Source organism: Actinoplanes sp. ATCC 53533 (assembly GCF_003947245.1).
Genome location: NZ_QHHV01000125.1, coordinates 76,630 through 101,094 on the forward strand (window position 1 = coordinate 76,630; position 24,465 = coordinate 101,094).

22 protein-coding genes and 1 pseudogene are annotated in these 24,465 nt (G+C 72.0%); 11 read left to right on the forward strand and 12 right to left on the reverse strand.

Features of this window, described 5'->3' with window-relative positions; translation table 11 throughout:
• Positions 1–92: 92 nt before the first annotated feature.
• Positions 93–854 carry a methyltransferase domain-containing protein gene (locus DMB66_RS35695; RefSeq protein WP_125808538.1) on the reverse strand — a complete coding sequence of 254 codons (762 nt, stop codon included), beginning with the start codon at positions 852–854 and terminating at the stop codon, positions 93–95.
• Positions 855–916: 62 nt separating this feature from the next.
• Between DMB66_RS35695 and DMB66_RS35700 the strand changes: the two genes are divergently transcribed.
• Positions 917–1,330 (forward strand): MerR family transcriptional regulator, encoded by a 414-nt coding sequence (locus DMB66_RS35700; RefSeq protein ID WP_125808539.1) that lies wholly within the window; start codon positions 917–919, stop codon positions 1,328–1,330.
• 21 nt (positions 1,331–1,351) lie between these two features.
• Here the strand turns inward: DMB66_RS35700 and DMB66_RS35705 are convergent, their stop codons facing one another.
• On the reverse strand, positions 1,352–1,579 hold the full coding sequence (locus tag DMB66_RS35705; protein WP_125808540.1) for a hypothetical protein: 228 nt from the start codon (positions 1,577–1,579) through the stop codon (positions 1,352–1,354).
• A 75-nt stretch (positions 1,580–1,654) separates the two neighbouring features.
• On the opposite strand from DMB66_RS35705, the gene DMB66_RS35710 reads away from it, so the two are divergent.
• Complete coding sequence (locus tag DMB66_RS35710; protein WP_125808594.1) at positions 1,655–2,059, forward strand: YccF domain-containing protein; 405 nt, start codon at positions 1,655–1,657, stop codon at positions 2,057–2,059.
• A 110-nt stretch (positions 2,060–2,169) separates the two neighbouring features.
• Positions 2,170–2,748 carry a GNAT family N-acetyltransferase gene (locus DMB66_RS35715; protein ID WP_125808541.1) on the forward strand — a complete coding sequence of 193 codons (579 nt, stop codon included), beginning with the start codon at positions 2,170–2,172 and terminating at the stop codon, positions 2,746–2,748.
• Here DMB66_RS35715 and DMB66_RS35720 read toward each other — a convergent pair.
• The 3 genes and pseudogenes from DMB66_RS35720 to DMB66_RS64320 all read right to left on the reverse strand — a co-directional run.
• Positions 2,730–5,495 carry an Hsp70 family protein gene (locus DMB66_RS35720; protein WP_148112787.1) on the reverse strand — a complete coding sequence of 922 codons (2,766 nt, stop codon included), beginning with the start codon at positions 5,493–5,495 and terminating at the stop codon, positions 2,730–2,732. The two genes, DMB66_RS35715 and DMB66_RS35720, sit on opposite strands and share 19 nt — an antisense overlap.
• A gap of 120 nt (positions 5,496–5,615) precedes the next feature.
• On the reverse strand, positions 5,616–6,095 hold the full coding sequence (locus tag DMB66_RS35725) for a GNAT family N-acetyltransferase (protein ID WP_233625080.1): 480 nt from the start codon (positions 6,093–6,095) through the stop codon (positions 5,616–5,618).
• 60 nt (positions 6,096–6,155) lie between these two features.
• Positions 6,156–6,671: pseudogene (locus tag DMB66_RS64320) on the reverse strand (GNAT family N-acetyltransferase); the annotation flags it as partial.
• Positions 6,672–6,794: 123 nt separating this feature from the next.
• Between DMB66_RS64320 and DMB66_RS35730 the strand changes: the two are divergent.
• The 7 genes from DMB66_RS35730 to DMB66_RS65325 all read left to right on the forward strand — a co-directional run bounded on the left by DMB66_RS35730 (position 6,795) and on the right by DMB66_RS65325 (position 14,681).
• Positions 6,795–9,014 (forward strand): glycoside hydrolase family 9 protein, encoded by a 2,220-nt coding sequence (locus DMB66_RS35730; RefSeq protein ID WP_125808543.1) that lies wholly within the window; start codon positions 6,795–6,797, stop codon positions 9,012–9,014.
• Between the two features lie 10 nt (positions 9,015–9,024).
• Entirely contained in the window at positions 9,025–9,579 is a 555-nt protein-coding gene (locus DMB66_RS35735; protein WP_125808544.1) for a hypothetical protein, read from the forward strand.
• A gap of 36 nt (positions 9,580–9,615) precedes the next feature.
• On the forward strand, positions 9,616–10,542 hold the full coding sequence (locus DMB66_RS35740) for an AraC family transcriptional regulator (RefSeq protein ID WP_233625069.1): 927 nt from the start codon (positions 9,616–9,618) through the stop codon (positions 10,540–10,542).
• A 98-nt stretch (positions 10,543–10,640) separates the two neighbouring features.
• Positions 10,641–11,180 carry a (2Fe-2S)-binding protein gene (locus DMB66_RS35745; RefSeq protein ID WP_125808545.1) on the forward strand — a complete coding sequence of 180 codons (540 nt, stop codon included), beginning with the start codon at positions 10,641–10,643 and terminating at the stop codon, positions 11,178–11,180.
• Entirely contained in the window at positions 11,177–12,172 is a 996-nt protein-coding gene (locus DMB66_RS35750; protein WP_125808546.1) for a xanthine dehydrogenase family protein subunit M, read from the forward strand. The genes DMB66_RS35745 and DMB66_RS35750 overlap by 4 nt, the downstream gene beginning before the upstream one ends.
• A complete protein-coding gene (locus tag DMB66_RS35755; protein WP_125808547.1) occupies positions 12,169–14,295 on the forward strand; it encodes a xanthine dehydrogenase family protein molybdopterin-binding subunit in 2,127 nt (708 codons plus the stop codon). Before DMB66_RS35750 ends, DMB66_RS35755 begins: the two co-directional genes overlap by 4 nt.
• Positions 14,296–14,546: 251 nt before the next feature.
• Complete coding sequence (locus tag DMB66_RS65325) at positions 14,547–14,681, forward strand: hypothetical protein (RefSeq protein ID WP_255441151.1); 135 nt, start codon at positions 14,547–14,549, stop codon at positions 14,679–14,681.
• Positions 14,682–14,752: 71 nt separating this feature from the next.
• Here DMB66_RS65325 and DMB66_RS35760 read toward each other — a convergent pair whose 3' ends face one another.
• From DMB66_RS35760 to aceA, 5 genes are all read right to left on the reverse strand, one after another.
• Positions 14,753–16,534 (reverse strand): rhamnogalacturonan lyase, encoded by a 1,782-nt coding sequence (locus tag DMB66_RS35760; RefSeq protein WP_305026161.1) that lies wholly within the window; start codon positions 16,532–16,534, stop codon positions 14,753–14,755.
• A gap of 73 nt (positions 16,535–16,607) precedes the next feature.
• Entirely contained in the window at positions 16,608–17,423 is an 816-nt protein-coding gene (locus tag DMB66_RS64325; protein ID WP_125808548.1) for a pectate lyase, read from the reverse strand.
• 83 nt (positions 17,424–17,506) lie between these two features.
• A complete protein-coding gene (locus DMB66_RS35770) occupies positions 17,507–18,985 on the reverse strand; it encodes a mannitol dehydrogenase family protein (protein ID WP_125808549.1) in 1,479 nt (492 codons plus the stop codon).
• A gap of 180 nt (positions 18,986–19,165) precedes the next feature.
• Positions 19,166–20,767 (reverse strand): malate synthase A, encoded by a 1,602-nt coding sequence (aceB, locus tag DMB66_RS35775; protein WP_125808550.1) that lies wholly within the window; start codon positions 20,765–20,767, stop codon positions 19,166–19,168.
• Positions 20,767–22,056: an isocitrate lyase gene (gene aceA / locus DMB66_RS35780; RefSeq protein WP_125808551.1), complete on the reverse strand. Its 1,290-nt coding sequence runs from the start codon at positions 22,054–22,056 to the stop codon at positions 20,767–20,769. Before aceA ends, aceB begins: the two co-directional genes overlap by 1 nt.
• A 132-nt stretch (positions 22,057–22,188) precedes the next feature.
• Here aceA and DMB66_RS35785 point away from each other — a divergent pair, with 132 nt between their 5' ends.
• Complete coding sequence (locus tag DMB66_RS35785) at positions 22,189–23,637, forward strand: XRE family transcriptional regulator (protein WP_125808552.1); 1,449 nt, start codon at positions 22,189–22,191, stop codon at positions 23,635–23,637.
• Here DMB66_RS35785 and DMB66_RS35790 read toward each other — a convergent pair whose 3' ends face one another.
• Positions 23,638–24,276 (reverse strand): hypothetical protein, encoded by a 639-nt coding sequence (locus DMB66_RS35790; RefSeq protein ID WP_125808553.1) that lies wholly within the window; start codon positions 24,274–24,276, stop codon positions 23,638–23,640.
• Positions 24,276–24,455 (reverse strand): hypothetical protein, encoded by a 180-nt coding sequence (locus DMB66_RS35795; protein ID WP_125808554.1) that lies wholly within the window; start codon positions 24,453–24,455, stop codon positions 24,276–24,278. Before DMB66_RS35795 ends, DMB66_RS35790 begins: the two co-directional genes overlap by 1 nt.
• Positions 24,456–24,465 lie beyond the last annotated feature (10 nt).

Consider the following 24,465-nt stretch of genomic DNA (forward strand, 5'->3'; position numbering starts at 1 on the left):
GGCAGCGGTCAGGCTGCGGGCAGTGCAGTGGGCGGCTGCGGGCAGTGCACTGGGCAGGCTGCGGTCGGCCGGCGCGGGCTGACCGACCCGCGTCAGCGGGTCGCCGCGGCCAGGAACATGGGGATGGCCACCATGAGCCGGTCCGCGGCGGCACGGCGGGTCTGCTCGCCGACCCAGGCCTCGGCCTGCTCGTCGCTGATGGCGCCGGTCCGGCGGGCGGCTTCCGCGTGCCCGGTGATCAGCGGCAGCGTGGTGGCGGCGGTGAATATCGCGGTGTGCACCTCGACCTCGACGTCGTGGAAGCCGGCGTCGAGCAGGAGATTTCGGTGCGCCCGGGCGATCCGGGGGTGGGGGATGGTGTCGGCGCGGGCGTGCACGATGCGGCGGGTCAGGTCGGGCTGGTCGGAGTCGATGACCATGGTGTCCCAGTCCTGGCCGACCAGCACGATGCGGCCACCGGGGGCGAGGACCCGGCGGGACTCGGCCAGCGCGGCGGCCGGTTCGGGCAGCATGTGGTAGACCTTGTCGGCCCGGTAGCCGTGGGCCTCCCCGTCGCTCAGCGGCAGGTCGGCGGCGTCGGCGGCGCGCAGGTCGAGGCCGGGGAAGCGGCTGCGGGCGGCGGCCAGCATGGCCGGGTCGAGGTCCACGCCGATGGCGCGGGCTCCGCGCTCGGCGAGTTCGGCGACGGCGCGGCCGGTGCCGCAGCCGACGTCGACCACCGGGGCGCCCGGGGCCGGCCGCAGCAACTCGTAGCTGCGCGCGCGTAGCGCGGCGGCGCCGGGGGTGTTCTCGGCGGTGTGGAGTGCGCGGATCAGAGTGTCGATGTCCGTGTAGGCGGTGTGCGTTTCGGCCATGCGCCCGAGTGTGCGACTTCAGGTAGACATGAAGTCAACGCTTCGGTGCGGGAGGGTCTTCAGTGGAATACTCGATCGGGGAGCTGGCGGACCGTTTCGGGCTCGCCACGCACGTGCTGCGCCATTGGGAGGACGTGGGATTGCTGTCGCCGGCGCGCCGGGTGGGCGGCCGGCGGGTGTACGGCGCGGCGCACGTGACCCGGGTGGCGGAGATCCAGCTGGGTAAGGACGCGGGCTTCAGCCTGGAGCAGTTGCGGGAGCTGTTCGCCGCCCCGGACCATCAGCGGCGGCGCGAGCTGCTCGACGGCCAGTTGGCCCAGGTGCGGGAGCGCATCGCCCGGCTCACGCTGGCGCAGACGCTGCTGGAGCACGGCCTGCGGTGCCGGCACCCGGATTACCAGGCGTGCCCGCGGTTCCAGGAGATGGTGCTCGCGCGGCTCGACGGGGTGGATCTGGCCGTGGCCCTGGACCACTGACCGCGAGCCCGGCGCGTCGACCTACCGCCGCCGGTTGCGGGGGTGGTTCTGCGCCGTCCGCTCGTTGCCGCGTTTGTAGTTGCCGGTGACGCGGGCCATCAGCTCCTGCGGATCGTCGCCGTCCACGTCGATCAGGAACCGGGCCGCGGCGGCGCCGCGCAGCACGGCGGCCGGGCGACCGTGGTGGAGCACCTCCACGTCGCCGTTCTTGCGGATGCGATACGTGAAGCTCTCGGGTGCACCGGACATCGCCGTATCGTCCTCGAGGGCCGACGCGCGCGCGACCAATTTTCGCCCTCGGTGGCGGGCCCCGGTCATGCTGGACTGGTGCGCTTCCTTCTGAACGTCCTGTGGTTCATCTTCGGCAGCGGCTTCGTCCTCGCGCTGGGCTACGGCCTCGCCGCCCTGCTCTGCTTCGTCTTCGTCGTCACCATCCCGTTCGGGGTGGCGTCGTTGCGGCTGGCGTCGTATTCGCTGTGGCCCTTCGGCCGCACGCTGGTCACCCGGCCCACCGCGGGCGTCGCCTCCGGCCTGGCGAACGTGCTGTGGGTGGTGATCGCCGGCTGGTGGCTGGCCCTGGGCCACATCGTGGCGGGCGTCGCCCAGTGCGTGACGATCATCGGCATTCCCTTCGGCATCGCGAACTTCAAGCTGGTGCCGGCGGCGTTCTGGCCGCTGGGCCGCGAGATCGTCGACCTCGGCGAGGCGCACGTCACGGCCGCCGCCTGAGCTCTCCGCGGGGCCTGCTGGGCCCGCGGTGGCCGCCGACCGGCGCTCGACGCGGTCCCCGTTCGGTCGAGGTGCTTGCCGGGCGGGGCCGGGTCGTCGATTATCGCCCGATGGCCGCCGATTTCTCCGTCAAGCCCACTCTCGTCGGCGCCAGGGTCGTGGTACGCCCGTTCGCCGACGGTGACTTCCCCGCGATCCGCGAGGCGCTGCGCGATCCCGAGGTCGTCCGGCTCACCGGCAGCCGGCCGATCGTCTGGGACGAGGCCGCCGAGGCGCGGCTGCGCGAGTGGTACGGCACCCGCGGCGACCAGCCCGACCGGCTCGACCTCGCCGTCGAGGAGCGGGCCACCGGCGCCTGGGTCGGCGAGGTCGTGCTCAACGAGTGGGACCCCCGCAACGAGACCTGCAACTTCCGGACCATGTTCGGGCCGCGGGGCCGCGACCGGGGGCTCGGCACGGAGGCGGTCCGGCTGCTCGTCGGGTACGGCTTCGAGCAGCTCGGCCTGCACCGCATCGGGCTCGAGGTCTACTCGTTCAACCCGCGCGCCCGCCGGGCGTACGAGAAGGCCGGCTTCGTCGCCGAAGGGGTGCTGCGGGACGCCCTGCGCACCCCGGACGGCCGGGCGGACGCCACTGTCATGTCGATCCTGGCCGACGAGTGGAAGGGCGGTCAGGACCAGCAGGGGTGACCCTCGCGGGCGGCGCCCGTGGTGAGCTTCTGCTCGCCGGTGCCGTCCGCCTTCACGATCACGATCTTCTGGTTCTCCAGGGGGCCGCGGGCGAAGGCCAGCCAGCTTCCCTTCGGCGACTCCGGCGACCAGGACGGGTCCATCTCCCGCTCCTTGTTGGTGGTCAGGCGGGTCGGGTTCGTGCCGTCGCTGTCGACTACCCAGATGTCAGACTTGTCATTGGGGAGAAGGTGCGTGTACGCGATCTTCTTGCCGTCCGGTGACCAGTTCGGGTCGACGCCGGGGCCGCTGTCGTCGTCGGTGATCTTCCGGCCGGGCTCCTTGGGCTTGGCCAGGTCCAGCACGAAGATGTGCCGCTTCCCGTCGACGACCTTGTGGTAGGCGAGCTCCTCCCCGAGGGGTGACCAGGCCGGGTCGTCCTTCATGCCGGGCGCGAAGGTCAGCTGGGTCGGCTTCGACTCGCCGACGGTGATGAGGAAGATCTGCGGGCTCTCGTCGACGACGCGCTCGAACGCGAGCCGGGTGCCGTCGGGGGACCAGGACACCCGTCCGCCGGTGACGTCCTCGACGACCTTGACGGGATTGCTGCCGTCCGCGTCCATCGCGTAGATCGCGTTCTTGCGGCCCCGCTCGTACCGGATCACGGCGAACCGCTTGCGGTCGCGGGACCACTCCGGCACCTGGTCGCCGCCGGGATCGGTGACCGTCTCGCGGTCGGCCTTGCCCGGGGTCAGCAGGGAGATCCCGTTCTTGAGTTCGGGCCGCTGGTCACCGCCGGTGTCGACCTGGATCAGCATGGTGTCGGTGGGGTAGGGCGGCACGTTGACCGACGGTGACGCGGGGAGAGACGACGCCGGCGGCAGCGCGTCCTTCTTGCCGTCACCCCTGTTGAGGGCGACCATGGCCGTGGTCCCGGCGATCACCGCGAGGGTGATCGCACCGACCAGGACGAGCAGCCGGCCGCTGCGCCTGGGGCGCTCGTCGTCGTCGCCGGCGGGCACCGGCGGGTAGCTGACCGGGGGACCGGGCGTGATCGGCGGCGCGGTCCGGCCCGCGGCGGCCGAGGCGAAGACCTGGCCGCCGCCGACGGCCGGCGCCGGGCTGGTCGGCTGCGGGAAGGTCCGGGTCCGGGGCACGAAGGGCTCCGTCCGGGGTACGGCGGACTGGATCGCGGGCGCCGTCGACGGCACGGAAGCCGCGCCCCGGGTGTACGCGACCGGAGCCGCAGAGCCGTGTCCCGCCGAGCCGTGTCCCGCCGCGTCGCGCACCGTCGCGTCGCTGGCCGGGCTGTCGGCGTGCGGCCCGGCCCCGTTGCCCGGCATGATCCGCGTCGCCGCACGGGTGTCCCCGGCGACCTCCGGCGTGACCTCGGTGTGTGCGGTGCCGGGCGGCATGACTTCGGTGTGTGCGGTGCCGGGCGGCGTGACTTCGGTGTGTGCGGTGCCGGACGGCATGACCCGGCGGGGCACCCCGTTCGTCGGGCTTGCCGGCGGGGCGGCGGACGCGGCGACCTCCGCCGGAGCGACGGGCGCTGTGCCGGCGGTCCCGGCGGGGGAGACCGGCGCGCCTTGGGCGACGGCGGATCGGGTGGCGGCCGCCGCCGGGGACGGCTCGGCGGTGGGCTGGGCATCGGCGGCCGGGTGCGGCGGGGGAGCGACCGCCTCGGTGAACGGGGACACCCCGCCCGTGATCAGAGCCGTGGCGACCGCCGCGCCCATCGCGATGCTGTGCTCCGGATGCGGGTCGGCCACCACGGGCCGGTCGAACGCCGTCGACAGCAGCTGGCCGATCAGCGGGATCCGGGACGACCCGCCCGCCAGCAGCACCGCCTCGAGGTCACCCGGCGCCACCCCGGCCGCGCGCAGCGCCCGGTGCATCGCCGCCACCGTGTCCGCCAGCGCCGGCGCGATCATCGACTCCAGCTCGGAGCGGTTGAGCCGGACCCGGGTGTGCACGCCGGGCAGCGCCACCGGGATCATCACCTCGGTGTCGAAGGAGAGCGCCTCCTTGGCCTCCACGCAGTCGCGGCGCAGCCGGGCCAGGGCGGTGACCACGTCCGGCTCGTCCGGGTCCAGGCCCTCGACGCGGCTGCCGAGCACCCCCAACACGTGGCCGAAGACCGCCTCGTCGAAGTCGGCCCCGCCCAGCTGTTCGATGCCCTCCGGCTCGCCGAGCAGCTGGAACCCCTCGCCGTCGCGGCGCAGCACGGCCGCGTCGAAGGTGCCGCCGCCCAGGTCGTAGACCGCGACCGTCTCGCCCGGGGCGATCCGGCGGGCGGTCGCGTGCTGCAGCGCCGCCGCCTCGGGCTCGGTGCGCAGCAGCACCGGCCCGGTGTCGGCCAGCCGCAGCGCCTGATCGAGCTGCTCGCGCTTGTACGGGCCCCAGTTCGCCGGGTGGGTGACCGCCAGCACGGCGGGCGGCCCGTCCTGCAGCCCGATGACCGCGTCCAGGACGTGCCGCAGCAGCTTGGCGGTCAGTGCGTGCGCCGAGAACGGCACGCCGCCGGCCAGGATCGGCACCGGGTCGCCGATGCGGCGCTTGAACTCGCGGGCCAGCCTGCCGGGCTCGGCCTGGCCCCGGCGCTCGGCCGCCTCACCGATCAGCAGCCCGCCGTCGGGGCGCACGAAGACCAGCGACGGGATCTCGGCCCGGCGCCCGCCCAGCCGGACGATCTCGACGCGCCCGTCGACGCGGACCGCCGCCGCTGTCTGGGTGGTGCCGAGATCTATCCCCAAGCCGTACTGCATCGCCACAGCTGCGACCTTAAGGGCAACGCGCCAGGCCCGGCACCGCCGGACGGGCGGTGTCGCGGGTGGTTTTGTCCAGCTCACCCCACATCCGTACGGTGGCCGCCAGGCTGATGCTCCTCAGCCCTTCCGGTCCGTTCCGTCATCCGGAAGGGTGACGGCCCGGCGTTCCATGATGTGGCCGGTGGCGGTGAAGCGCTCGTTGCCCGCCAGCGGGCCCGTTCTGGTCTCCAGGACGACGAAGCCCTCGCTGCGGTAGAGGGCCAGCGCGTTCGGGTTGCCGTCGAGGACCGTGACCCGCGCGCGGTCGCCGGCGTGGGCGACCGCGTGCCGCAGCAGGGCCCGGCCGATGCCCCGGCGGTAGTGCGCCGGGTCGACGTAGAGCCAGGTGACCTCGTCGCCGTCGAGGGCCACGAAGCCGGTGACCGTACCCCTGGTCTCGGCGACCCAGAGCTGCCCGTCGAAGAGGCCCTCGCCCTCGGCGGTCTCCTCCAGGGACAGGAAGGCCTCCGGGCCGGCGGAGTCGCGCAGCTCGTCGAGGCGGGCGGCGTCGTGGATGCGGGCGATGGTGGCCCAGTCGGCCTCGGCGTACGGGCGGATCCACGGCTGCCCGCCGGCCGCCCACTCCTCGGCGAGGATCGCGAAGAGCAGCTCGTCGTGCCATTCGCCGGCAAAGGACACGCACTGGCGCAGATGTCCTTCCTGGCGCATGCCGAGCCGGCGCAGCACCCTCGCGGAAGCCTCGTTGCGGGCGTTGGTCGCGGCGGTGACCCGGTGCAGTTCCAGCCGGTCGAAGGCGAGGTCCAGCAGGGCGGTCGCCGCCTCGGTCGCGTAACCGAGGCGCTGGGCGTCCGGATGCAGGACCACGCCGATCTCGCCGTGCCGGTGCTCGGCGCTGGTCCAGGTCAGGTCCGCCTCGCCGATCATCCGGCCGGTGTCCCGCAACTCCGCCGCGAGCACCAGGGCGTCACCCTGCTGGGCCAGGGTGGTCATGGTGAGCCGCCGCCGGACGATCTCCTCGGTGCGCTCCGGGGTCGGCGGTGGCCAGTAGAGATACCGCAGCACGTCGGGCTGGGTGCGCAGGTCGTGCAGGGCGGGCACGTCCTCGCTCCGGAAGGGACGCAGCAGCAGCCGGGGGGTGATCAGCGGAGCATCGATGCTCATCATCCTGTCCATGGTGCCGCGCCGGGCTCGGGCCGGCAGCCCGGGTCACGGAACGTTCCAGGCGTGTTGACAGCTCGTGACGAAGGGATCAACATATCTGCACTGACTGATGGAAGCGCTCCCAAGGAGACCTTCGTGATCCGAAACCTCGGCGCCGCCGTCCTCCTCGTGGCCGGCCTGACCGCCGTGCCGGCCACCCCGGCCATCGCCGCCGACGAGGTCGAACAGGTCGTCAACGGCGGTTTCACCACGAGTGCCGACCCGTGGTGGTCCACCGCCGGCATGCCGATCACCCTGCGTGACGGCAAGGCCTGTGTGGACGTACCCGCCGGCACCGTCAACCGATGGGACGCCGCCGTCGGTCAGAACGACATCGATCTCGTCGCGGGCGAGACCTACCGGTACTCGTTCACAGCCAGCGGCGATCCCGATGGTCATGTCGCCCGGGCGATCGTCGGGTTGTCCGTCTCGCCGTACGACACGTACTTCGAGGCGTCGCCGGCCCTGACCGTCTCGGGCGACACGTACTCGTACACCTTCACCTCGGCCGTGACCACCGCGCAGGCGCAGGTCGCGCTCCAGGTCGGCGGCAGCGCCGACGCCTGGGGCCTGTGCCTGGACGACGTCTCGCTGGTCGGCGGCGTGCCGCCGGAGGTCTACGAGCCCGACACCGGGCCGCGGGTCCGGGTCAACCAGGTCGCCTACCTGCCGCGCGGGCCGAAGAAGGCCACGCTGGTCACCGCGGCCACGACCCGGCTGCCCTGGCAGCTGAGGAACGCGGCGGGCGCCACCGTCGCGCGCGGCTACTCGGTGCCGCGCGGGGTCGACGTGTCGTCCGGGCAGAACGTGCAGACGATCGACTTCGGCGGCTACCGCAAGCGCGGCACCGGCTACACGCTCGTCGCGGACGGCGAGACCAGCCGGCCGTTCGACATCGACGCGGCCGCCTACGAGCAGCTGCGCGCCGACGCGCTGAAGTTCTACTACACCCAGCGCAGCGGCACCGAGATCCGTGCGGATCTGCGACCCGGGTACGCCCGCCCGGCCGGCCACGTCGACGTCGCGCCCAACCTCGGCGACGGCTCGGTGCCCTGCCAGAGCGGCGTCTGCGACTACCGGCTGGACGTCACCGGCGGCTGGTACGACGCCGGCGACCACGGCAAGTACGTCGTCAACGGCGGCATCTCCACCTGGGAACTGCTCAACCAGTACGAGCGCACCGCCGAGCCGGCCAAGCTCGGTGACGGCACGCTGCGGATCCCGGAGAGCGGCAACAAGGTCCCGGACATCCTCGACGAGGCCCGCTGGCAGCTGGACTTCATGCTCAAGATGCAGGTGCCGGCCGGGCGGCCGCTCGCCGGCATGGTGCACCACAAGATCCACGACGCGAACTGGACCGGGCTGCCGCTGATGCCGCACCTCGACCCCCAGCAGCGCGAACTGCACCCGGTCTCGACCGCGGCGACGCTGAACCTGGCCGCCACCGCCGCGCAGGCCGCCCGCATCTACCGCCGCTACGACAAGGCGTTCGCCGCCAGGGCCCTGGCCGCGGCCCGGACCGCCTACACCGCGGCGCTGGCGAACCCGGCCCGCTACGCCCTGGACTCCGACGGCACCGGCGGCGGCGCCTACGGCGACAGCAAGGTCGACGACGACTTCTACTGGGCCGCCGCCGAGCTCTACCTGAGCACGGGCGAGAAGAAGTACGCCACCGACATCCTGGCCTCGCCGGTGCACACCGCCGACATCTTCGGCGCCGGCGCCTTCGACTGGGGGAACACGGCCGCGGCCGGCCGGCTGGACCTGGCCCTGGTGCCGAACAAACTGCCCGGGCGCAACCAGGTCCGCGCGTCGATCGTCGCCGGCGCGGAGAAATACCTGAAGATCCAGGCCGCCCACCCGTACGGCGTCGCGTACGCCCCGGCGAACAACATGTGGGACTGGGGCTCGAACAGCCTGATCCTGAACAACCTGGTGGTGGTGGCGTCCGCGTACGACCTCACCGGCCGGGACAAGTTCCGCACCGCGGTGTACGAGGGCATGGACTACCTGCTCGGCCGCAACGCCCTCAACCAGTCGTACGTGACCGGCTACGGCGAGGTGAGCTCGCAGAACCAGCACAGCCGCTGGTACGCGCGCCAACTCGACGCGAACCTGCCGAACCCACCGAAGGGCTCGCTGGCCGGCGGCGCCAACTCCTCCATCCAGGACCCGTACGCGCAGAGCAAACTGACCGGCTGCGTGGGCCAGTTCTGCTACATCGACGACATTCAGTCCTGGTCGACGAACGAGCTCACGATCAACTGGAACTCGGCGCTGGCCTGGGTCGCGTCCTTCGTCGCCGACCAGAACTAGACTCGATGGCGTGACCGACGTCGAGAAGCCAGTCTGGCTTCTCGACGTCGACGGCGTCGTCAACACGACCAGGCCCGGCTGGGGCGGCGCGCCCCGCAAGGCGCTGGTGTGGTCGGGCGCCGACAACACGTCGTACGTGCTGCGCTGGTCGCCGCTGCTGGTGGACCGGATCCGCTCGCTGCACACCCGCGGCAAGGTCGAGGTCCGCTGGTGCACGACGTGGTGCCCGGAGGCGCACCGCCTCGAAAGGCTGTGGCGGCTGCCCGAGCTGGCCCGCGCCCTGGCGGCCGACCCGATGCCACGCGGTGCCGAATGCTGGCCGCTCAAGCTGGCGGCGGCCTGGTCCGTGCTCGCCGAGGGCCGCCGGCTGATCTGGACCGACGACGAGGCCCTGCCGCCGCCGGGCCCGGAACGCGACGAGCTGACCGCGGCCGGCCGCGCCCTGCTGATCGCCCCGCGCGCGGCCCGCGGCCTGCAGGCGGCGGACCTGGACCTGATCGAGAAGTTCGCCGCGGGCCGCCGCCTGCCGACCCACCGCGTGACCGGCCGGCACCGCCTGCCCTGACGCGATGACAGCGGCCCGGGCGTCGATGGTGTTTCAATGATGGCCATGCCGCTCGACGAGTTGCGCGACCTGCTCGCCCGTCACGCTCGGCCCGATCTGGGCTCGCCCATCGATGACATTCGCATCTTCCGGGCGGACCGGCCCAACCCGCCGACGCCGACCACCTACGGCAAGGTGCTGGCGCTGGTCGCCCAGGGCACCAAACGCTTCGCGCTGAACGACCAGCTGTACGAATATCGCGCCGGGCAGTATGTCATCGCCTCGGTCGACCTGCCCGTGACCGCCTACTTCGCTCGGGCCAGCCCGGAGGAACCCGCCCTCGGCTTCGGCCTGACCCTGCGACCGGCCCTCGTCGCGGAGGTGCTCCTGCAGGCCGATCCGGCCGAACTGCCGGAGGCCTCCCCCGGCACACCCCCCGGTCTGGCCGTCAGCACCGCTCCCGCCGAGTTGATCGACGCTGTCGTCCGCCTGCTGCGCCTGCTCGACCAGCCACGGGACATCCCCATGATCGCGCCGCTGATCAAGCGGGAGATCATCTGGCGGCTGCTCACCGGTGAACAGAGCAGCATGCTGCGCCAGTTCGGCCTGCCCGACAGCAGCCTCAGTCACATCGCGCGCGCGGTGCAGTGGATCCGCGACAACTACGCGCAGAGCTTCCGGGTCGAGCAGGTGGCGCAGCGGGCCGGCATGAGCATCTCGGCGTTCCACCGCAACTTCCAGGTCGTCACCTCGATGAGCCCGATCCAATACCAGAAACAGATCCGGCTGCAACACGCCAGGCTGCTGCTCGCCGCCAACCCGGGCGACATCGCCGGGATCAGCCGCCGCGTCGGCTACGACAGCCCGGCACAGTTCAGCCGCGAGTATCGCCGGCTGTTCGGTGGTCCGCCGCGCCAGGACGCCGCCCGCTTCACCGCCCCTGCTCGAACCGAGCAGGATCGGGCAAGAACTCGCGAGCATTGATCTAGAACTCGCGCCCGCCCAACTGATTGCATAAGTGCTCTGTTCAGCTATTCCGAATGCCATTTTCCGCTTTCGGTCCGGCTGGTGAGAGGACGACGATGATCGATCATGCAAGCAGTGAGATATCGCTGCGCGTCAACGGGGTGACGCACCGGCTGCCGGTGGACAACCGCCGGACCCTGCTCGACACGTTGCGCGAAGACCTGCGCATCACCGGCCCGAAGAAGGGCTGCGACCGCGGACAGTGCGGCGCCTGCACGGTGCTGAGTGACGGCCGGCGAGTCGTCTCCTGTCTGACCCTCGCGGCCGCCGCCGACGGTGCCGCGATCACCACCGTCGAGGGACTGGCCGACGAGAACGAACTGCGGCCGATCCAGGAGGCATTCCTGCGGTTGGACGGTTTTCAATGCGGATTCTGCACGCCCGGGCAGCTCTGCTCGGCGGTCGGGATGCTCGCCGAGCACGCGGCCGGCTGGCCCAGCGCCGTCACCGCCGGCGACTCCCCGGACCGGGCGCCGGACCTGGACGAGGCCGAGGTGCGCGAGCGGATGAGCGGCAACCTGTGCCGCTGCGGGGCGTACCCGTCGATCGTGCGCGCCGTGCTCGAGACGGCCGTTCGCGAAGGTGTGGCGGGGTGAGAGAGTTTGCCTACCAGCGTGCGACTCAGGTCCACGATGCGCTGACCGCGGTCGCGGAGAATGCCGGCGCCCGGTATCTGGGCGGGGGCACGAACCTCGTCGATCTGATGAAGAGCGGGGTCGAGGAGCCGACCCGGCTGGTGGACGTCCGGCAGCTTCCGCTCGACGGCGTCCGCGACGCGCCGGACGGCGGGCTGGTGATCGGTGCGACCACGACGAACAGCGACGCCGCCGCGCATCCCGAGGTGCGGCGCCGGTTTCCGGCGCTGGCCCAGGCCGTCCTGGCGGGCGCGTCCGGCCAGTTGCGGAACATGGCCACCGTGGGAGGCAACCTGCTGCAACGCACGCGCTGTGGCTACTTCGCCGACCCCGCCCAGCCCTGCAACAAACGGGTTCCCGGCAGCGGATGCGCCGCGATCGCGGGGGTCCATCACAACCACGCCGTCCTCGGTCACTCCCCGCATTGTGTGGCCACCCACCCCTCCGACATGGCGGTGGCGCTGGCCGCGTTCGACGCGGTCGTGCACTACCAGACGCTCGCCGGCGCCGGCGAGATCCCCCTGTCGCGGTTCTACCTGCCGACCGGTGACCGCCCGGACCGGGAAACGGCGTTGCCACCCGGTGCGCTGATCACCGCCGTCGCACTGCCGGGGGCCGCGGCCGGTCCTCGGTCGCGATACCGCAAAGTGCGCGAGCGCGCGTCGTACGCCTTCGCGACGGTCTCCATCGCCGCCGCCCTCGACGTCCGCGACGGCGTGGTGCGCGACGTACGCATCGCCCTCGGCGGCGTAGCGTCGCGGCCCTGGCGGGCCCGCTCCGCCGAGGCCGTCCTCCGCGGCGCCCGGCCCACGGCGGACCGGTTCCGGAGCGCCGCCGAGGCGGAGCTGGATGCCGCGGTGCCGTTGCGCGACAACGGATACAAGGTGACGTTGGCCCGGAACCTCGTCGTCGCCGTGCTCGGTGAACTCGCTGGAACGGAGCAGGACCGATGAGCACAGACCGCATTCCCGGCGCCGTCGGTGCCCCCCGCATCCGGATCGAGGGCGGGCTCAAGGTCACCGGTGCCGCGCGCTACGCCTCGGACGTGCCGATGCCGGATCTGGCCCACGGCTGGATGGTGACGGCCACCGTCTCCCGGGGCCGCATCCGCGACATCGACGCCTCCACCGCCCTCGGCATGCCGGGCGTGCTGGGGGTGCTCGACCACCGCAACGCGCCCCGGCTCAATGCCCTGGCCGGCAACTACTTCGGCCCGGACGGGAGCCTCCAGCTGCTGCAGGACGACGTGATCCCGTACGCGGGCCGGCCGATCGCGCTGGTGGTGGCGGAAACCCCCGAGCGGGCCAGGGCGGCGGCGGCCGCGCTCCGGGTGGCCTATGACATCGAGCCGCACGACGTCGATCTGCGGCTGGAGCATCCGGCCGCCCGTCCGGCGTCGACCGCCTTCGGCCCGGAGGCGGACACCGGCGACGTGGACGCGGAACTGGCGGCCTCCGCAGTCGTGGTCGACGAGCGCTACCGCACCCCCGAGGAGAGCCACAGCGCCCTGGAACCCCATGCCGCGACCGTGTGGTGGGAGAACGGGCACGTGTACGCCGTGGACGCCAACCAGGGAGCCTTCAGCGTGTCCGAGGTGCTGGCCGCGTTGTGGTCCGTCGACCGCGAACGGGTGCACATCCGCGCCGAGCATGTCGGCGGCGGCTTCGGCGGCAAGAGCGCCTGCGGCCCGCAGCTGATCCTCGCGTCGATGGCAGCCGAGCGGTTCGGGCGTCCGGTGCGGATCGCCATGACCCGGGAGCAGGTCTTCGAGGCGACCGCGTCGCGGCCCCCGACCGACCAACGGATCCGCATCGGCGCCGGCGCCGACGGCCACCTGCGCGCCATCCACCACCGGGCGGCCTACGCCCTCTCGCCGCTCGCCGAGTACATCGAGTGGTGCACCGAACAGGCCAAGATCCTGTACGCGGCCCCGGCGATCCGCACCCAGCTCACCGCCGTACCCCTCGACGTCCTGCCGCCGGCCTCGATGCGCGGACCCGGCGCGACGCCCGGCTCGTTCGCCCTCGAGTCGGCGATCGACGAGGTGGCCGAGCGGCTGGAGATGGACCCGCTGGAGCTGCGCCTGCGTAACCAGCCCACGGCCGGGCCCGTGTCGGGACTGCCGTTCAGCAGCCGCCGCCTGGTCCCCTGCCTACGGGAGGGCGCCCGCCGATTCGGCTGGGCCACCCGCGACCGTCGTCCCCGCTCGCGGCGCGAAGGCCCGCTGCTGATCGGCAGCGGCATGGCCACCACCTCGTTCAGCGCCGGGGTGTTCCCGTCGTCGGCGTCGATCACCGCGGAGCGGGACGGGGCGTTCACGGTGTCGATCGGCGCGAGCGACATCGGCACGGGCGCCCGCACCGCGCTGACCGCGGTCGCCGCCGACGCGCTCGGGGTCGGCACGGAAGAGATCCGGATCCGGATCGGCGACAGCGACCTCGGCATGGCGTGGGGCGCGGGCGGCTCCCGCGGAACGACGTCCTGGTCCTTCGCCATCCTCGAGGCCGCCAGGAAACTCCGGGAGCACCTGGCCGACCCGGTACGGCCGGTGACCGCGACGGTGGACACCACCGCGATGATCAATTTCCAGCCGGACCGGGAGCGGCAGACCTTCAGCGCCGTCTTCGCCGAGGTCGCCGTCGACCCGGCGACCGGCGAGGTGCGGGTGCGCCGGCTGCTCGGCATGTTCGCCGTGGGCCGGGTGATCAACCCGCTGCTGGCCCGCAGCCAGGTGATCGGCGGAATGATCATGGGGCTGTCCATGGCCCTGCACGAGGAGAGCGTGCGGGACCCGCGCACCGGCAGGCAGGCCAACGGCGACTTCGCCGGCTACCACTTCGCCGCGCACGCCGACGTGCCCGACGTCGAGGCCGACTTCGTGCCGGACTACGAGCCCCAGGACCCGGCGGGGTTCAACGGCCTGGGCGAGATCGGCACCGCCGGCACGGCGGCGGCGATCGCCAATGCCGTGTGGCATGCCACGGGCACCCGGCAGCGGATCCTTCCGATCCGTCTCGACCGCGTGCTGGAGCCGGTGACCGCGGTCGACGTCGCGGACGAACTCCGCGTCGCGTGAGGCCAGGACGGGGCGAGATCGACGGCGCCGTTCGCGCGGGCGCGCGGTCAGCTCGGTTGAGCTCCGTGATGTCGTCGGACCTCGGCTCCGCCCCCGCGGCATCTGTTGATCATCGTGGGAGCTGGAAGGGGCGTAGGGTCATGCTGTACGGATTCCGCCCACCGTCATGCGGGCGTCCTCAACCGCACACCCGCCGCGATCAGGCGAGCACGACGCCGCACGTTCACCGACCTGTTCAGGGAGGTTCGATCATGTCCAAGGACTCGACGACCAAGGCGAACGTCAAGAAAAAGGGCAAGACGATCAAGGAGAAGCAGACGGCGAAGCGCCTGAAGCGCGACGAGCAGAACGGCCACTCCTCGAAAATCCCGTCCACGGGGCACTGAGCACCTGCCGAGGCCCGGCGAGGCGGCCCGCATCGGCGTGAGAGCCGGCGGACCGCTTCGCGGGTGAGCCGTCAGGAGCCGATCGCGAAGCTCGGGTGCGGCGGCTGGTTGTAGGCGGTGTTCTGCCACGCGATCGCGGTCCGGTACTGCAGGTCGTGCATCAGGGTCGGCACCCGCAGCGTGGTCGGTACCGGCGTGCTGTAGATCCGCAGGGCGGTGTCGTCGGCGGTCGGCCAGATGATCTCCTCGCGCCAGTCGCCGAGGATGTCGCCCGACAGCGACGGGGTGGCCTTCGTGCCGTTGTTCGCGTGCACGCCGCTGGCGGTCAGCAGCCGGGTCTCGCCCGCCGTGCCGTACTTGTCGACCCGGGTGCGGTCCACCAGCTCGCGCTGTGGGTCCGCGTCCCACCAGGCCAGGAAGTTCGTCGAGCTGGGCTTGCGGCCGATGCTCGTGCCCTTGGTGTTGAGCAGCCCGTCCACCGCGGCCGACCAGGATTCCGCGCCGGGGCTGCCGGCGTAGATGTCGTCGGAGACGCCGCGGCCGTTGTCGCCGTTGGCCGCCGTCTGCCAGATGATTTTTCCGGTCCTCGCCTCGGCCAGCCACGAGCTCGGCTTGCTGGCGTCCTCGTCGACCTTGAAGACCTCCAGGCCGGCCCGGGCCGGGTCCAGGTCGCCGACGTGCATGGCGTCGCCGTGGCCGTTGCGCGTGGTCCACAGCGGGGCGCCGGTGTCGTCCACGGCCATCGAGCCGTACACGATCTCCTGCCGGCCGTCGGCGTCCACGTCGGCCACCGCCAGGTTGTGGTTGCCCTGTCCGGCGTAGCCGGAGTGCTGGTCGGAGTCGAAGGTCCAGCGCTTGGTCAGCTTGCCGTCGCGGAAGTCCCAGGCGGCGATGACGGTCCGGGTGTAGTAGCCGCGCGCCATGATCAGCGAGGGGCGCGAGCCGTCCAGGTACGCCGTGGCGGCCAGGAACCGGTCCACCCGGTTGCCGTACTTGTCGCCCCACGCCGAGACCTTGCCGCGCGGCGGGTCGTAGTTCACGGTGGACCGCGCCACCCCGGTGCGGCCGTCGAACATCGTCAGGAACTCCGGCCCGGCCAGCACGTAGCCGGCGCTGTTGCGGTGGTTCGCGTCCGCCGTGCCGATCGCTGTGCCGGCGCCGTCGCGGGTGCCGTCGGCGGTCTTCATCGCCACCTCGGCGCGGCCGTCGCCGTCGTAGTCGAACACCTGGAACTGGGTGTAGTGCGCGCCCGCCCGGATGTTGCGGCCCAGGTCGACGCGCCACAGCCGGGTGCCGTCGAGCCGGTACGCGTCCACGAACACGTTGCTAGTGACACCGGACTGCGAGTTGTCCTTGCTGTCGGCCGGGTCCCACTTGAGGACGATCTCGTAGCGCCCGTCGCCGTCGAGGTCGCCGACCGAGGCGTCGTTGGCGGTGTAGTTCGCCGCCGGCCTGCTGATCGGCACGTCCCGGTAGCCGGTGGCGAAGGCCAGCGAGGCGGGCGAGGCCGCCTGCTCCTTGCCGCCGACGACCGCGCGGACCGTGTACGACGCGCTCGCGGCGGCGCCGGCGTCCAGGTAGTTCGTCGAGTCGGTGACCGGCGCCGCGGTCAGCCGGGTGGCGCCCCGGTAGACATGGAAGCCGGTCGTCGCGGCCTCGGTGCCCAGCAGCCGCCAGGACACCAGGTTGCCGGTGCCGGAGCGGACGGAGACCAGCCCGCGGTCGAGGGCTTCGCGCTGGACGGTGGCCGCGGTGGGGGCGACGGCCGCGCCGGCGTCGAGGGCGACGACCGCGGCGCTGGCCAGAGCGGCGGCCACGGCGGTGCAGGCGAGCAACTTCGTACGGGCAGGCACGATCTCTCCTGGGGAAAGGGCCGGGCCGGCGCGGGGAGGCGCCGGCCCGGCTGAATCGGGGTGGGGGAGGGGCTTACTTGTAGGTGATGTCCGCGGCGCTGAACAGGCAGTTCTTGCCGTCCGCGCCGGAGCCGGTCTTGGGCGGCTCCTTGCCGGTGTTGTTACCGGTGAAGCGGTCGCAGATGCTGATCTTCTTCTTGCTGTCGCCGATGATGGTGATGCCGGAGAACTTCGCGGTGTCACCGAAGTTGGTGTTGATGCCGACCAGCACCTTGCCGGGCGAGGTGGCGGTGATGTTCTGCAGCACCACGGCGCGCTTGAACTGCGTCTTGCAGTTGCCGCACGAGCGGTAGAGCTTGCCGAAGTCGCTGACCTGGAAGTTCTTGACGGTCAACGTGCCGCCGCCGTTGTGCTGGAACACCTTGTCGGAGGCCGAGCGCGCGCCCCCGCCGTCGACGGTGTACCGCGCCGTCGCGCTGCCCTTGAAGGTGGCGGCGTCCTCGCCGACGTCCTCCCACCAGACGTTGATCAGCGTGCAGGAGCCGCTGCAGTGCACGCCGTCGCCGGCCGGGGCGCCGATGATGACGTTCTTGAGCGTGGCGCCGTTGGCGAGCTTGAACATCGGGTCCTGGCTCTCGCCCTGGCCGCCGTCGCCGATGCCGAAGAACCGCTTGAGCCCACCGTCGAAGGTGCCGGAGACATTCGTCGTCGCGCTGACCTTGACGAGTCCCTTGGCCGACGGCCACGCCGTGGCGGCCGAGGCGTTCTGCGTGAAGGTGACCGCGGCGACGCCGAGACCGCAGGCCACGACGGTGGCGATGGCGCCGGCGCGCCAGCGGCGGAACCGGCCGGGGGGATTCTCTGTAACCGTGGGGGAGGACAATTCCATGCCTTTCCAATGGGCGGCAATCGATTGGTAGGTTGCCGCCCCGGCGGAAAAGGTTGCCCCGGTTCGAGATCTTTCTCCGCGGATCAGGACGCGCCGGAGAGCTCCTCGAGCGTCGCCCGCGCGCCCTTGAGGTGCAGCGCGGACAGCACCGAGCGGTACGTCGAGACGAATCGCTCGTTGTCGATCAGGTCGCCGAACAGGTCCCGGTTCGCGATGAAGGCGAGCGGGTCCTCGTGCTGGCGCCGCGCCGACGCGGTCAGGGTCTCCCCGAGGCGGTCCACCACCTCGATCGGCTTGCCCCGCTCGTCGACGCCCTCGGCGTACCGGGCCCAGCTCGCCACCACGGCGGTCGACCGCAGGATCTCGCCACCGGTCTCGAGGTTGTGCCGGATCACCGGCAGCAGCCACTTCGGGATGCGGTCCGAGCTCTCCGCGCAGAGCCGCGCCACGGTGTCGCGCACCTGGTCGTTGGAGAAGCGGTCGATGAGCTGGTGCTTGTACTCGTCCAGGTCGATGCCGGGCACCGGCTCCAGCGTCGGGGTGGCCTCGCGGTCCATGTAGGCCAGCAGGAAGTCCGCGAACAGCGGATCCTGGGCGACGTCGTGCACGAGCCGGTAGCCGGCCAGGTAGCCGAAGTAGCAGAGCGCCTGGTGGCTGGCGTTGAGCAGGCGCAGCTTCATCAGCTCGTACGGCTCTACGTCGGCGACCACCTGCACGCCCGCGTCGGCGAGCGGCGGCCGGCCCAGCGGGAACGCGTCCTCCAGCGCCCACTGGGTGAACGGCTCGCAGACCACCGGCCAGGCGTCGTCCACGCCGAACCGCTTGCGGACCTCGGCGCGGTCGTCGTCGGTGGTCACCGGGGTGATCCGGTCGACCATGCTGTTCGGGAAGGCGACGTGCTGCTGGACCCAGTCGCCGAGCTCGGGGTCGAGCAGCGTGGCGTAGGCGACGAAGCTGCGCCGCGCGGCGTGCCCGTTGCCCTGGATGTTGTCGCAACTCATGATCGTGAACGGCGGCGTCCCGCGCTCGCGCCGCCGGGCCAGCGCCGCGGTGATCAGCCCGAAGGTCGTCCGCGGCGCGTTGCCGGGCTGCAGGTCGTGCCGCACGTCCGGGTTGTCCGCGACGAAGTCGCCGGTGACCGCGTTGAAGTTGTAGCCGCCCTCGGTGACGGTCAGCGAGACGATCCGCACCCCGGGATCGGCCATCTTCTCGATCACGGCCCCGGGATCGTCCGGCGCGAAGAGGTATTCCTTGATCGAGCCGATCACGCGCGCCTCGAGCGTGCCGTCGGGCGCCTTGACGACCAGCGTGTAGAGGCCGTCCTGCGCGTGCATCACCTCGGCCATGCGCCGGTCGGCCGGCATCACGCCCACCCCGCAGATCGCCCACTCCAGCGCCTCGCCCGCGGTCATCAGCCGGTCGAGGTACATCGCCTCGTGTGCCCGGTGGAAACCGCCGACGCCGAAGTGCACGATGCCGGTCCGCAGCGCGTCGCGGTCGTAGCCCGGCACGGGCAGATCGGCCGGCAACGACGGCAGGTTCTGGGAATTGAGCGGCAGCATCGGCATGTCCTCCCAGCGCTGCTGACGGGCCTGAGAACCCCAGCATCGCATCCCGGAAGGCCCCGCGCCGGGCCCGGCGCGGCGGGAGCTTTCTCACCGTCCGTCAACACGGGCACACGCGCCGCGCAAACGGGCGCGGCCCGGCGGCGTGTCGCCACCGGGCCGTCCCGTTGCTCCCGGTCAGACCGGCAGAGCCGCCGCCGGCGCGAGTTTGCCGCCGGTCATGTGCCGCAGGTACGCGGGCAGAGTGAGAAACTCCGGGCAGGTCCGCTCGGTGAGCAGCACCGTCAGCAGCGTCCGGGCCTGGCCGAAGCGCCGGGCCGCGTCCTCGTCCAGGGCGCCGGTCTCGGCGAGCACGTCCAGTTCCTCGCGCAGCATCCGGGTCACCAGGCCCGCGGTCACCGGCACGCCGTAGTCGGTCGGGGTCCCGGTCGAGATCCACTGCCAGAGCTGGGTCCGGCAGATCTCCGCGGTCGCCGCGTCCTCCATCAGCCCGCCGAGCGACACCGCGCCGCGCCCGCCCAGCCACGCCGCGACGTACCGCAGCGCCACGCTGACGTTGGTGCGCAGCGCCACCTCGCTGACGGTGACCGCGGTGGACCGCACGTCCAGCAACTCCTTGGCGGTGACCCGCACGTCGTCGCGCTTGCGCACGATCTGGTGCGGCTCGAAGCCGAGCCACTGGTCGAAGACGTCCTTGCAGGTCTCGACCAGGCCCGGGTGGGCCACCCAGGAGCCGTCGAAGCCGTCGCCGACCTCGCGCCGCTTGTCCTGGCGGACCTGATTGAGCGCCCGCTTCGCGGCCACCGGGTCGCGGCTGGGCACGACGGCGGCCATGCCGCCGATCGCGTGGGCGCCGCGCCGGTGACAGGTCTTGACCAGCAGTTCCGTGTACGCCCGCATGAACGGTGCCGTCATCGTGACCTGCGAGCGCTCCGGCAGCACCACGTCCGGCCGGTTCTTGATCATGCTGAACAGGTAGTCCCAGCGGCCCGCGTTGAGTCCCGCCGAGTGCTCGCGCAGCTCGTACAGGATCTCCTCCATCTCGAAGGCCGCCGTGATCGTCTCGATCAGCACCGTCGCGCGGATCGTGCCGCGGGGGATACCAAGCCGGTTCTGCGCGAAGACGAAGACGTCGTTCCACAGCCGGGCCTCGAGGTGGCTCTCCAGCTTCGGCAGGTAGAAGTACGGACCGCTGCCGCGCTCGATCTGCTTCTTGCCACAGTGGAACAGGTACAGGCCGAAGTCGAACAGCGACGCCGAGACCGCCCGGCCGCCGATCCGCACGTGGCATTCCGGCAGGTGCCAGCCGCGCGGCCGGACCATGATCGTCGGCAGGTCTCCGCCGATCTGGTACTCCCGGCCGTCCGGGGCGGTGAAACCGAGCGTGCCGTCCAGCGCCTCCCGCAGGTTGCGCTGGCCGGAGACGACGTTCTCCCAGGTGGGAGCGGTGGCGTCCTCGAAGTCCGCCATCCAGACCTTCGCGCCGGAGTTGAGCGCGTTGATCGTCATCTTGCGCTCCGGCGGGCCGGTGATCTCCACCCGCCGGTCGGTCAGGTCCTCAGCCGGGGGCGCCACGGTCCAGGTGTCGTCGACGCGGATCTGCTTGGTCGACTCCAGGAAGTCCAGCTCGGTGGTGCGGGTGGCGCGGCGCCGCCGGCGCCGGTCCAGGAGCTGGACCCGCCGCGCGCCGAACTCGCGGTCCAGCGCCACGACGAAGTCGATCGCCTCGGGGGTCAGGATGTCGGGGTAGTCGGACTCAGCGACGGTGACCGGTTCCATCAGAACTGCTCCGCTTCGGTCGATCCGGACAGTGCGGTGGTGGAGCTCTCGGGGTTCAGCGCGGTGGAGACGGCGTCGAAGTAGCCGGTGCCGACCTCGGCCTGGTGCTTGGTCGCCGTGTAGCCGTTCGCCTCGGCCGCGAACTCGGCCTCCTGCAGCCGGACGTACGCGCTCATGCCCTCGGCGGCGTAGCCGCTGGACAGCTCGAACATCGAGTGGTTCAGCGCGTGGAAGCCGGCCAGCGTGACGAACTGGAACTTGTAGCCCATCGCGCCGAGCTCCTTCTGGAACCGGGCGATGGTGGAGTCGTCGAGGTTGCGCTTCCAGTTGAACGACGGCGAGCAGTTGTACGCCAGCATCTTGTCCGGGTGCACCTTGTGCACGGCCTCGGCGAACGACCGGGCGAACTCCAGGTCCGGCTTGCCGGTCTCGCACCAGATCAGGTCCGCGTAGTCGGCGTAGGCGACGCCCCGGGCGATCGCGGCCTCCGGGCCGCTGCGCACCCGGAAGAAACCCTCGGCCGTACGCTCGCCGGTGAGGAACGGCTTGTCGCGCTCATCCACGTCGGTGGTGAGCAGGTCGGCCGCCAGCGCGTCGGTGCGGGCGATGATCAGGCTCGGCACCCCGGCGACGTCCGCGGCGAGCCGGGCCGCGTTCAGCGTCCGGATGTGCTGGGCGGTCGGGATGAGCACCTTGCCGCCCAGGTGGCCGCACTTCTTCTCCGAGGCGAGCTGGTCCTCCCAGTGCACGCCGGCCGCGCCCGCGGCGATCATGGCCTTCATCAGCTCGAACGCGTTCAGCGGCCCGCCGAAGCCGGCCTCCGCGTCGGCGACGATCGGCGCCAGCCAGTCCCGGTCGTGCCGGCCGGCCGCGGTGTCGATCTGGTCGGCGCGCAGCAGCGCGTTGTTGATCCGGCGCACCACCGCCGGCACCGAGTTGGCCGGGTAGAGGCTCTGGTCCGGGTAGGTGTGCCCGGACAGGTTGGCGTCCGCCGCCACCTGCCAGCCGGACAGGTAGATCGCCTTGAGGCCGGCCCGGACCTGCTGCACGGCCTGGCCACCGGTCATGGCACCGAGGGCGTTGATGTACTCCTCGTCGTGCAGCAGGTCCCACAGCCGGCGGGCGCCCCGCTCGGCGAGCGTGTGCTGCTCCTGGACGCTGCCGCGCAGCTTGACGACGTCCTGCGCCGTGTAGCTGCGGGTGACACCCAGCCAACGGGGATCGCCGGCCCATGCCCGAGTGAGGTCCGATGCGGTACCGCCACGAACTTCGGTCAGCTGATCAGTCATCTGTCTCTGCCTTTCCGCGCTGCTGTTCCGTCGTGCTCCGGTGGAAGAACTTCACTGTCACGCAGCACACAACCCGTTCTGAAGGTGAATGTGAGCAGAAGAAACGCGAAAATTCTGCTAGCGTCAAAACCCATGACGGCTTCACCCCCGGAAGCGACCGTGGACCTCGTGACGCTCGGCCAGCGGCTGCGGCACCAACGCCGGGCCAGGGGCATGACGCTCGACCAGCTCAGCGCGGCGGTGGGCCGGGCGCCCTCGCAGCTCTCGCTGATCGAGAACGGCAAGCGGGAGCCGAAACTCAGCATGCTGCAGGCCATCGCCGGCGCTCTGGGCGTACCGATGCAGGATCTGCTGCGACCGGAGGCGCCGAGCCGGCGCGCCGGGCTGGAGATCGAGCTGGCCCACTTCCAGCGGGAGCCGGCATATGCGGCGCTCGGCCTGCCGGCGGTCCGCGGCGGACGGCGGCTGCCGGCCGACGCGCTGGAGTCGCTGATCGGCCTGCACCGCGAGCTGACCCGGCTGCTGACCGAGCAGAGCGCCACCCCGGAGGTGGCCCGGCGGGCCAACCAGCAGCTGCGTGTCGAGATGCGCGAGCGGGACAACTATTTCGACTACATCGAGCAGGCGGCCGCGAAGGTGCTGGAGTCGGTGCGGCACACCACCGGCCCGCTGTCGCAGCGCGGCATCCTCGACATCGCCGCCCAGCTCGGCTTCTCGCTGCACTACGTGAACGACCTGCCCGGCTCCGCGCGCTCGGTGACCGATCTGCGCAACCGCAAGATCTTCCTGCCGCAGGTGGCCAGCGGCAAGGGCCACGACCCGCGCGCGGTGGTGCTGCAGACGCTCGGGCACTTCGTGCTCGGTCACAACGACCCGACCGACTACGCGGACTTCCTGCGCCAGCGGGTCGAGGTCAACTACTTCGCCGCGGCGCTGCTGATGCCGGAGAAGTTCGCGACCGACTTCCTGCGCGCCGCGCACGCCGACCGGGCGCTGGCGATCGACGACTTCCGCGACGCGTTCGGGGTGTCCTACGAGACGGCGGCGCACCGCTTCACCAACCTGGTGACCCACCACTTCGGCATCCCGGTGCACTTCGCCCGGGTGCACGAGAGCGGCACGATCTACAAGGCGTACGAGAACGACGACGTCCGCTTCCCGAGCGACGTGACGGGCGCGATCGAGGGCCAGCTGGTGTGCCGCAAGTGGGCGTCACGCACGGTGTTCGCCGCCGAGGACCCGTACTCGTCGTTCTACCAGTTCACGGACACCGGCAAGGGCACGTACTGGTGCACCGTGCACGTGGAGTCGACCCGGTCGGGCGAGTTCTCGGTCACGGTGGGCACGCCGTACCAGCACGCCCGCTGGTTCCGCGGCGGCGACACCACCCGCCGTACGGTGTCGAGCTGCCCGGACCCGACCTGTTGCCGGCGCCCGCCGGCGGAGCTGGTCGACCGCTGGGCCGGGCAGGCCTGGCCCAGCGCCCGGGTGCACTCCCACCTGCTGGCGGCGCTGCCCCCGGGCACCTTCCCGGGCGTCGACGCCCAGGACGTCTACGAGTTCCTGCAGCGCCGGGCCTAGTCAGGAGCCGGGCTGGGCGACCCGGGGCCCGGGCACCCGGGCCGTCCCGCGCGCCAGGGCCGGATCGTCGGCCGGGTCGGTGATCTCGTGCACCGGCACGCCGCTGCCGAGCTTGATCACGAGCGGGGCGTCGACGAGGTCGCTGTGCCGCACCAGGGCCTGGCCCGCCCAGGAGAGGCTGACGTCGGCCGAGCACCGTCCGATCCGCACGTGGACCAGCCGGCCGGCCCGGACGGTGGCCGCCAGCCCCTGCACGGTGAAGGTCACGGTCAGCGCCAACCGCAGCTCGTACGCCTGCTGCCGGTCGACCAGCACCTCGACCACCGGCTCGGAGGTGACCCGGACGAGGTGGTGGTCCAGCGTGACCAGGTTGGTCATGTCCTGCTCGGCCGCGGTCTGCCGCGCGGCGTCGACCAGGCCGTGGTAGCCCAGCAGCCCGGAGAGCAGGATCGAGTCCAGGTCCTCTTCCAGCAGGCCGCCCGTCGCCGCGGTGAGCTCGGCGACCAGCGCGTCCCGGGCCGGCTCGGAGAGGCGGGTGCGGATCGCGTCGAGCACGGCCTGGACGGTCCCGGCCGCGGTGAGCCGCCGGGCCAGGGTGGCGTCGTCCGCGCCGAGGAAGGCGCGCAGGTGGCGCGCCATCAGGGGATCTCCTCCACCGTCGCCCGGGCGGCCTCCGGGTGGCGGCGCACGGAGATGGTGACCTGCGGGGCTGTGGTGCGTGGCGTCACGACGACAGTGTGCCGCCCGGCCTCCGCGGCGACCACCCTGACGTGCCGCCGCAGCCACCACCGGCCCCTGGACAGGCGAGCCAACCCCATAGCGACCATC